General features: G+C 66.0%; 8 protein-coding genes and 1 pseudogene. 2 read left to right on the plus strand and 7 right to left on the minus strand.

Going from position 1 to position 10,548, the window contains the following annotated elements:
- Positions 1-2,879: fibronectin type III domain-containing protein (locus tag DBR23_RS00560; RefSeq protein ID WP_199227597.1), on the minus strand; the 2,879-nt coding region annotated here is incomplete at its 3' end.
- Positions 2,880-3,083: 204 nt separating this feature from the next.
- Between DBR23_RS00560 and uvrA the strand changes: the two genes are divergently transcribed.
- Positions 3,084-6,173 (plus strand): excinuclease ABC subunit UvrA, encoded by a 3,090-nt coding sequence (gene uvrA, locus DBR23_RS00565; RefSeq protein WP_233250201.1) that lies wholly within the window; start codon positions 3,084-3,086, stop codon positions 6,171-6,173.
- A 13-nt stretch (positions 6,174-6,186) separates the two neighbouring features.
- On the opposite strand, the gene DBR23_RS00570 is transcribed toward uvrA, so the two are convergent.
- The 6 genes from DBR23_RS00570 to DBR23_RS00595 all read right to left on the minus strand — a co-directional run bounded on the left by DBR23_RS00570 (position 6,187) and on the right by DBR23_RS00595 (position 10,293).
- Positions 6,187-6,759 (minus strand): DUF1439 domain-containing protein, encoded by a 573-nt coding sequence (locus tag DBR23_RS00570; protein ID WP_108496962.1) that lies wholly within the window; start codon positions 6,757-6,759, stop codon positions 6,187-6,189.
- A 210-nt stretch (positions 6,760-6,969) separates the two neighbouring features.
- Positions 6,970-7,221 (minus strand): hypothetical protein, encoded by a 252-nt coding sequence (locus DBR23_RS00575; RefSeq protein WP_056056666.1) that lies wholly within the window; start codon positions 7,219-7,221, stop codon positions 6,970-6,972.
- A 156-nt stretch (positions 7,222-7,377) separates the two neighbouring features.
- Positions 7,378-7,878 carry a GNAT family N-acetyltransferase gene (locus tag DBR23_RS00580; RefSeq protein WP_108496964.1) on the minus strand — a complete coding sequence of 167 codons (501 nt, stop codon included), beginning with the start codon at positions 7,876-7,878 and terminating at the stop codon, positions 7,378-7,380.
- A gap of 63 nt (positions 7,879-7,941) precedes the next feature.
- A complete protein-coding gene (locus tag DBR23_RS00585; protein ID WP_056742748.1) occupies positions 7,942-8,820 on the minus strand; it encodes a PA4780 family RIO1-like protein kinase in 879 nt (292 codons plus the stop codon).
- 61 nt (positions 8,821-8,881) lie between these two features.
- Entirely contained in the window at positions 8,882-9,643 is a 762-nt protein-coding gene (locus tag DBR23_RS00590; protein WP_108496965.1) for a tRNA-uridine aminocarboxypropyltransferase, read from the minus strand.
- A gap of 29 nt (positions 9,644-9,672) precedes the next feature.
- Entirely contained in the window at positions 9,673-10,293 is a 621-nt protein-coding gene (locus DBR23_RS00595) for a trans-aconitate 2-methyltransferase (RefSeq protein ID WP_192419261.1), read from the minus strand.
- 124 nt (positions 10,294-10,417) lie between these two features.
- Here DBR23_RS00595 and DBR23_RS32205 point away from each other — a divergent pair.
- Positions 10,418-10,548, plus strand: a pseudogene (locus DBR23_RS32205) (helix-turn-helix domain-containing protein); the annotation flags it as partial.

A 10,548-nucleotide genomic window follows, 5' to 3' on the forward strand; every position in this document is an offset into this window, starting at 1 on the left:
GGTGATGCGGCCCCGTAGACAGGCGCCACGTCAGGTGGAGTGACGGTGACCGTATAGCCCGTGATGGCGGTGCCGCCGGTGTTCGCTGGTGCGGTGAAGGCCACCGAGGCCTGCGTATCACCTGCTATGGCCGTTCCAATGGTGGGAGCACCGGGCGCGATGGGGGTCACGGTAAAGCTGCGCGACACCTGGGGAGCTGCCAGGTACACACCGTTGCCAGCCTGATCGGCATTGATGGTGCAAGTCCCGGCCGTCCCGAAGGTCAGAACCCCCGCCGGGGTGATGGTGCAAACACCGAGGGTGGATGACGTGAAGGCCACGGGCAGGCCGGAGGTGGCAGAAGCACCGCCACCCAGGACAGCCAGATCAGGTGAGGTGCCATAGTTTTGGCTCCCCGGGTTGGCAAAGCTGATGGTTTGCACTGCCTTGGGTATGACGGAGTTGGACGCTGCCGACGCTGCCCCTGTGCCTGCGCTGTTGGTGGCCGTGACGGTAAAGGTATATGCAGTGCCATTGCTCAGGCCACTCACGGTGATGGGACAGGCTGCGGGCCCCGCGCAGGTGCCGGTTTTGCTGTCGGGGTTGGAGGTGGCTGTGTAGGTGGCAATGGCTGAGCCGCCATTGCTGGCGGGCGCTGTGAACGTGATGGTGGCCTGCGTGTTACCCGCAGTTGCAGTGCCGATGGTGGGCGCGCCAGGAACCATGGCATTGATGGCAAACGTTTGGGATACGGTTGTCGCGGCGTTCCACACGTTGTCGCCTGTCTGGGCGGCGACGATCGTGCAGTTGCCTGCAGAAACCAGGGTCAATGCCCCGCTCCCAGTGACGGTGCAAATGCCTGGGGTGGTGGAACTGAAGCTCACAGGCAGGCCCGAGGTCGCAGACGCCGTGAGGGAGAGGGACGTTCCGAAGTTCTGGGCGCCAGGGTTGGCAAAGGTGATGGTTTGCTCGCCTTTCGGGGTGACAGGCGCTGACGGCGATGACGCTCCACTGGAGCCGATGGCATTGGTGGCGATGACTGTGAAGGTGTAGGCGGTCCCATTCGTCAGGCCGGAGACGGTGATGGGCGAGACGGCCGCCGAGCCGGTGAGCCCCTGCGGGCTGGACGTCACGGTGTAGCCAGTGACGGCTGAGCCTCCATTGCTGGATGGCGCACTGAAAGACACGCTGGCCTGCCCATCCGCTGGCGTGGCCACCACACCTGTGGGGGCTCCCGGTGCCATGGCCTGCACGGTCACTGTGATAGTGCGTACGGCGCTATCGGACCCGTCGCTTACCCGCACTGCAAAACTGTCATTGCCGCTGTAGTTGGATGCGGGCGTGTACGTGATGGTGCCAGACGGTGCAATGTCGGTTCCTCCCGAGGCAGTCGCTGTACCGCTGATGGTGAGCGTTCCGTGCACCGGCGCCGTCTGAGCGGACCATGTCTCTGTCTGTCCGGTGTCGGTATCGCTCACGTGGAGCAATGACTTGATGTCTGTGGCGGCAGCGTTCGCGCTGACCGTGAGCGTTGTCGTGGCGCCAACGAAGCTGGGTGCGACGTTGGTCATGGTCGTCGTCACCTTGGTGGTGCTGTTGCTGGTGCCGACATCGGTGCCATCATCAGGGACCAGGGTGAACGTGGTGGTCACCGTGCTCCCCGTTGGGCCTTGCTGGTACGTGGGCGTGAATACCAGACCCCGCAGGTTGGTGGTCACGGTGGCTGGCGCCTGGGCTGTCAAGACGTAGCTACCAGCGCTGCCCGTGAGCCCTGTGCCCGCGAGCGTGCCATTGGCTGCTGCGTAGCTGATCTGCACCGAGACAGCATCGCCGTTCGCGTCCGAGACAGTAACGCCTGTGAACGGTGCAATCGTGGCGTTGTCGTTGACCGCACCGGAAGTCATGAAACTGCCACTCAGGCTGGGGCGGGTATTGGTTGTGACGTTGGCGCTGCTGGAATAGGCGCTATAGCCGTTCGCATTTCCGGCGGATACCCGGTAATAGTAGGTCGTGGTTTGAGCGAGGCCCGAAACGAGGGCTGGCGAGTCGCCGACGCTGGCCGGGTTGTAGCCAGCAATGCAAGAAGTAAACCCCGCGTCTGTACATACCTGCAAGCGGTACGCGTCTGCGCCGGTGGCGGCAGCCCAGTTGGCTGTGAAACGATCGGCGCGGACATTGCTGACTGTCTGCAAGGTGGGCGCTGCGGGCACTGTGGTGGTGCTAACCGTCGCGGATGGAACACTGTCCCCGCCGCCGTTGTAGGAGCGCACACGGAAGTAGTAGGTCGTCCCCGCGTTGCTCAAGCCAGTGACCGTGGCGCTGGTCGGGGGGGTGGGCGAGGCTGTAATTACCAGTCCGTTGTAGCCGGGGTGAAAGGTCGTAAACGCCGCGTCGGTTGCGACGTCAAGCTTGTAGCCCACTACGCCGGGCACGCCGGACCAATACACGGTCGTGCTCCCACCGGAGATATAGGGCTGTACCCCGGAATTCAGCGGTCCGATCGTAGGCGCATCAGGTGCTGGCACCGTCACGCCCTGCTGTACGTTGATCTTGCCGCAGGCCGAGTTGGTGCTGTTGTAGCCCGTACCGGCGACGGGTGTGCCGGCCGAAGAGGGTGCGTAGAACGCAATGGTGCTGTTGTTGAGGTCCGTGCTACCCAGCGAATTGCTGACGACCCAGTTATCCTGCCCAAAGATGGAGGCGCGGTACAGGTACCAGCCGCTGCCGTCATAGCGGGGCACACCGTTGAGCGTGCCGTTTTCGTTGTAGTTTCCGACAATGGAAGGGGGCCAGGCGTTCTGACAACCGCTACCCGCGCCGCCATCCTGTATGGCGTAGTTGACGGCGTACGAAGGGCCGGCCAATAGAAGGCCCAGGGCTGCGCCCAGAATCCATTTCATTGCATTTCTCCCTGAGACCCGCTTTCGGCATCGCCGAGGTCATTGCTTCGGGCGAAATGTATCCAAGGCGTGACTGAATCTTTTTTGTGAAGGCGTGATGTTAACAATTGGCCACAGGGCTTTGGAGGGGTTGTAACAACGCGACACGACACCGCCGCCTCTCGCCATAGCGAGCAGGTCGTGCCCCTCGTGGTCTCGCCTATCATGGTGGGTTTTCCTGCACCGAGCCCGCCCGTGACCCCTCCCCCTGTTGCCGATGACCGATCCGCCGATGGTGTCTACCTCGCCCGCGCCCTGCGCGAGCAGCGCATCAGCATCCGGGGGGCGCGCACGCACAACCTCAAGAACATCGACCTGGACATTCCGCGCAACCAGCTGGTGGTGATCACGGGGCTGTCGGGCTCGGGCAAATCCAGCCTGGCGTTTGACACGCTGTATGCCGAGGGCCAGCGGCGCTATGTGGAGAGCCTGTCAGCCTATGCGCGGCAGTTCCTGGGGCGACTGGACAAGCCCGATGTGGACCTGATCGAAGGCCTGTCGCCAGCGATTTCCATCGAGCAGAAGGCCACCAGCCACAACCCGCGCTCCACCGTGGGCACGGTGACCGAGATCCACGACTACCTGCGTCTGCTCTACGCCCGCGCGGGCACGCCGTTCTGTCCCGACCACGGCCTGCCGCTGGCCGCGCAGACGGTGAGCCAGATGGTGGACGCCGTGCTGGCCCTGCCCGAGGACACCAAACTCATGGTGATGGCCCCCGTGGCACGCGAGAAAAAGGGCGAGTTCACCGAGCTGTTTGCGCAGATGCAGGCGCTGGGCTACATCCGCTTTCGCGTGGATGGGCAGATCTACGAGCACGAGAACCTGCCGCCGCTCAAGAAGACCGAGAAGCACGACATTGACGTGGTGATCGACCGGGTCAAGGTGCGCGCTGACCTGCAGCAGCGCCTGGCCGAGAGCATTGAGGCGGCCCTGCGCGTGGGTGGCAACGAGGGCAATGGCCGCGTGCTGGCGCTGGAGATGGACACGGGCCAGGAGCACCTGTTCAGCAGCAAATTCGCGTGCCCGGTGTGCAGCTACTCGTTGGCCGAGCTGGAGCCGCGCCTGTTCTCGTTCAACTCGCCGATGGGCGCCTGCCTGGCGTGCGACGGCATTGGCCAGCGCGAGGTGTTTGACCCGGCGCGTGTGGTGGCCTTCCCGTCCCTCAGCCTGGCCAGCGGGGCCATCAAGGGCTGGGACCGGCGCAATGGCTACTACTTTGCGATGCTGGAGAGCCTGGCCCGGCACTACACCTTCGATATCGAGGCGCCGTTTGAGTCGCTGCCCGCGCCGGTGCAGCACGCCATCCTGCACGGCTCGGGCGATGAAGAAATCGCCTTCAGCTACATCATGGACAGCGGGGCCTCCAAGGGCAAGGTGCACACCAAAAAGCACCCGTTTGAAGGCATCATCCCCAACATGGCGCGCCGCTACCGCGAGACGGATTCGGTGGTGGTGCGCGAAGACCTGGCGCGCTTTCGCAGCACCCAGCCCTGCCCCGAATGCCACGGCGTGCGCCTGCGCCGCGAGGCCCGCCATGTGAAGGTGGGCGAAGGCACACAGGCCCGCGCCATCTACGAAGTGAGCCACGCCACGCTGAGCGACGCGCACGCATGGTTCCAATCTCTGCAGCTCACCGGTGCCAAGGCCGAGATCGCCGACAAGGTGGTGCGCGAGATCGCCACGCGCCTGCAGTTTTTGAACGACGTGGGCCTGAGCTACCTGAGCCTGGACCGCAGCGCCGAAACGCTCTCGGGCGGCGAGGCGCAGCGCATTCGCCTGGCATCGCAAATCGGCTCGGGCTTGACGGGGGTGATGTATGTGCTGGACGAGCCCAGCATCGGCCTGCACCAGCGCGACAACGACCGGCTGATCGCCACGCTGCAGCACCTGCGCGACATCGGCAACAGCGTGATCGTGGTCGAGCACGACGAGGACATGATGCGCGCCGCCGACCATGTGATCGACATGGGCCCCGGTGCGGGCGTTCACGGCGGGCGGGTGATGGCGCAGGGCACGTACGACGAAGTGCGCGCCAATGCGCAGTCGCTCACGGGCCAGTACCTGTCGGGCACGCGCACCATCGCCGTGCCCCAGCGCCGCACGCCTTGGTTGCCGGTGCTGGACCAGCCTGCGCCCGTGGTGGAGGCCAAGCCCAAGTCGCGCTTTCCGCAGACCGAGGCCAGCAAGCGCCGCGCCGAGCGCATGGCCGAGCACCATGCGCGCCAGGGCGCCGTGCAGGCGCTGCGCGTGGTGGGTGCCACGGGCAACAACCTCAAGGGGGTGACGGTGGACTTCCCGGTGGGGCTGCTCACCTGCGTGACGGGCGTGTCGGGCTCCGGCAAAAGCACCTTGGTCAACGACACGCTCTATGCCGCCGTGGCGCGGCAGGTGCACCGTGCGCACGAAGAGCCGGCCGAGCACGAAGAGATCGTGGGCATCGAGTATTTCGACAAGGTCATCAACGTCGACCAAAGCCCCATTGGCCGTACGCCGCGCAGCAACCCCGCCACCTACACCGGCCTGTTCACGCCCATCCGCGAGTTGATGGCCGAGACCAACACCGCCAAGGAGCGGGGCTACGGCCCGGGGCGCTTCAGCTTCAACGTGTCGCAGTCATCGGGCGGCGGCCGCTGCGAGGCCTGCCAGGGCGACGGCGTGGTGAAGGTGGAGATGCACTTTTTGCCCGACGTGTACGTGCCCTGCGACATTTGCCACGGCCAGCGCTACAACCGCGAGACGCTGGAGGTGTTGTGGAAGGGCAAGAACATCGCCCAGATCCTGGAACTGACGGTGGAAGACGCTGCGGCGTACTTCAAGGACGTGCCCACCATCGCACGCAAGCTGCAGACGCTGCTGGATGTGGGCCTCTCCTATATCCGCCTGGGCCAGGCGGCGACCACGCTGTCGGGCGGCGAGGCGCAGCGCGTGAAGCTGGCGCAGGAGCTGAGCAAGCGCGATACCGGCCGCACGCTCTACATCCTGGACGAGCCCACCACCGGCCTGCACTTTGCCGACATCGACCTGCTGCTCAAAGTGCTGCACCAGCTGCGCGACGCGGGCAACACCATCGTCATCATCGAGCACAACCTCGACGTGATCAAAACCGCCGACTGGCTCATCGACATGGGCCCCGAGGGCGGTGCGGGCGGTGGCACCGTGGTGGGCGTGGGCACGCCCGAGGAGCTGGCGGCCAACCCGGCCAGCCATACGGGGCGGTATCTGGCGCCTTACTTGAAAAAATCGCCCGCCTGAGCCCTGTTGCCCCTCAGGGCGTCTTGCTCACAAACGCCACCGTCAGCCCCTTGGCCGTCACGGTGATGGGCCCTGGCTGCAGGCCCAGGCCGTCAAACACCGCCGTGTCTTGCGGGCGCAGTTGGTGCAGTGTGACTTCGCGCAGCGACTGTTCGGCCAGCAGCGGGCCGTAGGCATTGAGCAGCTCGGTCACCGCCGGGCGCAGGCTGGGAAACTCCATGCGCCCCAGCTGGATCTGGTGGGCGCGCAGCGTGCGGTCGCTGGCCTCATAGCGCAGCGCAAACTCCACCTCCAGGCTGCCCTGGTGGCTGCGCCGCAGCGCCGGGCCGGCCACATCCAGCGCCATGGCTGCGCCCAGCCGGTTCACTTCGGGCAGCAGGCGCAGGTGGGGCGACTGCACGCTCAGGTTGAACAGGCCTTGTACCGGCACGTTGCGCGGAAACTTGGGGTCCACCATGGCCTGCAGTTGGGCCAGAGGCACGGTGTAGCTGGGCTGTGCCAGCGCGCCCCGCGCCACCAGCAGCACCGCGCCGCCCAGGGCAATGCCCCGGGTGGCGTGGGTCAGGAATCGTCGGCGATGCAGCATGGGGGCTTTCCGTCAAAACCGTTGTGACACCGCGGTAGCAAAAAGGTGCCCAAGGCTTGCTGCAGGCGTTGCTACCAGAAGTTTGTGGATTTTGGGGCGATAGCGCTGGTGCTATATGCCTTGGGTGCTATCAAAATAGGTGCATTTACACGTGGGCTGCGGGATGGCGGTGGCGGGGCTCGGCCGCCACCGGTGCGACCAGCGCCGCGCTCAGCGCCCCACGACCGACCAGCCCGCCCGCTGGTTGTTCTTGTCATTCTCGTACTCCCACGCGGTGCCGCAGCGGTCGCACACATAGCGGGTGATGGTGACGGTGCCGTCCTCACGGTCTTCCTTGCGGTTGCCGCGCTGCACCAGCTCGGCATGGCCCGGCGCCTTGCGCCAGTTGCGCTGGATGCCCTGGCAGGGCTCGCACAGGGCCATGGGTTTGAGTTCGTTCTGTCGGGCCAGGTCTTTGGTCATGGGGTGGCAGCCGTCGTGGGCTGGTATGTGGGTGGGTTTGTGTGTGCGGGGCGGCTACTGTAAGGCACCTGCAGGTGCAGGGGCACAGCGCTGTGGTTTCATTTCGAGCCAAATTGGCCTCTGGCGCTTGATTGATAAGCGCAAGTAGCTATCAAATCAGGACTGATCCCTCAGGCGGGCTGCCAAGGCCTTGGCCATGCGCGCGTTGTGCAGCACCACGCCCGCACGCTCCACCTGCTGGCGCGCTTCCACCACGAAGCCCTGGGCGGCAAAAAAGGGCTCGGCGGTCAGGCTGACGTGCGCGTGCAACTGGGTGATGCCGCGCTGCGCCGCTTGCGCGTGAATGTGCGCCATCAGCGCCCGGGCCACGCCCTGTCGTGCGAACTCCGGGGCCGCGAAGAACATGTCGATATAGCCGTTGGCCTGCAGGTCGGCAAACCCGGCGATGGCGCCCCTGCTCTGCGCTTGCGCGATGAAGGGCTGGTTGGCACGCATGCGCTCTGCCCACTGTGGGGCGTCATGGTGCAGCGGAGCCCAGGCGGCGAGTTGTTCGGCGGTGTAGTTCTTGCAAGCCAACCCATGCACCGAGGCATGGAAAACGGCGCGCAATGCAGGTTCGTCGCCGGGGCAGAAGTTGCGGATGTGGATGAACGGCATGGCGGGCAAGCGACACTGAAAAAGGCCGCGATGGTGCCACAGCCCTGCGTGGTGGAGACGGCGTCAGCCCGCCGCCATGCGCAGCCTGCGCGCTGCATCTTCGTCGCGCGCGTCGTCAATCTCGCGCAGCACGGCCTGCATGTCCACATCGGCATGCGTCGGCGCATAGATGCCGGTGAGCGGCGTCTCATTGCTCAGCAGCCCGCTCTGGTACAGGCTCCAGATTTCGGGGCCGTATTGGGTGGTGCGCAGCTCGGGGGCAAACTGGCCGAAGAAGTCGCGCAGGTTGGCCACGTCGCGCAGCAGCATGCGCTGGGCGTGGTTGTTGCCCGCAGCGTCCACGGCCTGGGGCAGGTCGATGATGACGGGGCCGTCGTGGCCCGCCTCTTCACCTTCTGTGCCAGGCAGGTGGGCCAGCAGGATGTTGAACTCCGACAAGTCCCCATGCACCACACCCGCACACAGCATGCGCACCACCTCGGCCACCAGCGTGGCGTGGTGGGTGCGCGCGTCTTCGGGCGTGAAGCTCACATCGTTCAGGCGCGGGGCGGCATCGCCGTGGGCGTCGGTCACCAGCTCCATCAGCAACACGCCGTCATGAAAGTTGTAGGGCTGCGGCACACGCACGCCCGCCGCGGCCAGGCGGTAGAGCGCATCGACCTCGGCGCTTTGCCAGGCGGCCTCTTGCTCTTGCCGGCCAAACTTGCTGCCCTTGGCCATGGCACGGGCCGAGCGCGAGTTCTTGACCTTGCGGTTCTCGGTGTAATCCACGGCTTGGCGAAAGCTGCGGTTGTTCGCTTCTTTGTAGATCTTGGCGCAGCGGGTTTCGTCACCGCAGCGCACCACGTAGACCATGGCCTCCTTGCCGCTCATGAGCTGCCGGACCACGGTGTCGATCAGGCCTTCCTCGATGAGGGACTGCAGGCGGGGGGGAGCTTTCATCGGTGCATTTTGCCCGTGTCGCGCAATCCCCCGGCGGACCGTGTGCCAAAGTGCGTTTTGCTCAGCCCGTGCTGCACACACCGCGCAGCCGCAGGTGCGTGGCATCGTCCGCAGCCACCGGCAACTGGTGCTTGGCCTGCAGGTAGTGGTGGGTGAACACGTCCAGGTATGCCTCCAGCGCCTGTGCGGCCTGCAGCTCGCCCGCCAGTTCCAGGCACAGCGCGCCGACCTCGGAGGTGCAGAAGTGGTCCATGCGGGTGGATCGGCGCAGGTGGTAGCGCGAGAGCTGCTCGGGCTGCAGGCTCAGCACGGGCAGGTGGTTGAGGTAGGGGCTCTTGCGGAACATCTTGCGCGCCTCGGGCCAGGTGGCGTCGAGCAGCACGAACAGCGGGCGTTTGCCCTCGGCCTGGGCCACCTGCGTGACCACGCGCTCGGGCGCCACGAACTCGCCGGGGAACACCACATACGGCTGCCACTGCGGGTCGGCCAGCAGCGCCAGCAGGTCGGGGTGCACTTCGATGCGCGCCCAGCCAAACGCATAGGTGTCGGCCACCACATCGGCGATCAGCCAGCCGGTGTTGCTGGGCTTGAGGGGCTCGATGTCCGCCATCAGCAGGCACATGCCCGCGCGCGTGGGCAGCACGGGCCGCAGCGCGCAGATGCAGTGGCTGGGCACCAGGCGGCAGCCCGCACAGCGTTCGCCCTTGGGGCCGCCCCGGGCCAGAAAGGGCTTGGCACTGCGGGCCAGGCGCTCGGCGCGCAGGCGTGCCACCGCATGTGGTGGGACAGGTGGTGTGACGGACGGCGTATCGGTGGTGGCCACGTCAGTCGCCGAGGGGGCTGCGGGCTGTGTCACCGGCCGCCCGCACGTTCCAGCGCAAACAGCGGCAGCTCTGCCAGCGGGCTCAGCCACACGCCACCACCCAGCTCGGTAAAGCCCTCGCCCAGCGTGCGGCGGTACAGCTGTGCGGGGTGGCGGAACATGCGCGGGTCGGTCACTTGCTCGTCCACCACATCCTGCTCCCAGTCCTCGCGCGCGACGGCCTCCACATACAGGGCGCCCCGGCTCAGGCGCGCCAGGTTGCGCATGGCCTTTTGCACGTCGGCCTCGCTCAGGTAGGGCAGCACGCCCTGACAGATCACCAGGTCGTACGGCGTGCGGGCCTTGTAGTCCACCACCGAGCCGCGCTCCCAACCAAACCGCTGGCACAGGTATTCGCTGAACTCCACGCCGTGGAACTGTGCCTGCGGAAAATGCCGTGCGATCACATCGCGCCACAGGCCAATGCCGCAGCCCACATCCAGCACCCGCCGCACGGGCACGCGCAGGTACTGCAGGTAGCTGCACACAAACGCGCCCAGGCGCTCGGTGTGCGCCGGGTCCACCACGCTGGTCTTCTTGTCGAAGTAAAAGCGCTGGTAGTACGCCTCGTCAAAAATGGCCGCGTCTGCGCTGCCGGTCACTGGTTTCACTGCTGCTTCCTTTTGCCAAGAACCGCCTGCAGGGGTGGCCGCACGATGGCGATTCGAGGTGGCTGTTCGAGGCGGCGAGTATCGCCCACGGGAGTGGGGGCCTCTGGCGGTGTAGTCTGCGGCCATGGATTCGCTGATCTCCGCATCCGCCCGCGCACTGGCCGCCGGGGACCCGCTGGGCGCCCTCAAGCGCGTGGCCCTGCGCGACGACCCACCCGCCCTGGCCTTGCGCGGCATTGCCATGGCGCAGCAGGT

The sequence above is a fragment of the Acidovorax sp. HMWF018 genome (genome assembly GCF_003061035.1).
In the GTDB taxonomy this organism is placed as follows: domain Bacteria; phylum Pseudomonadota; class Gammaproteobacteria; order Burkholderiales; family Burkholderiaceae_C; genus Acidovorax; species Acidovorax delafieldii.

Coding starts and splice junctions, on each gene's coding strand:
- DBR23_RS00585 (WP_056742748.1), bottom strand. CDS start 8,820: ATGAAAGCTCCCCCCCGCCTGCAGTCCCTCATCGAGGAAGGCCTGATC.
- uvrA (WP_233250201.1), top strand. CDS start 3,084: ATGGTGGGTTTTCCTGCACCGAGCCCGCCCGTGACCCCTCCCCCTGTT.
- DBR23_RS00570 (WP_108496962.1), bottom strand. CDS start 6,759: ATGCTGCATCGCCGACGATTCCTGACCCACGCCACCCGGGGCATTGCC.
- DBR23_RS00580 (WP_108496964.1), bottom strand. CDS start 7,878: ATGCCGTTCATCCACATCCGCAACTTCTGCCCCGGCGACGAACCTGCA.
- DBR23_RS00575 (WP_056056666.1), bottom strand. CDS start 7,221: ATGACCAAAGACCTGGCCCGACAGAACGAACTCAAACCCATGGCCCTG.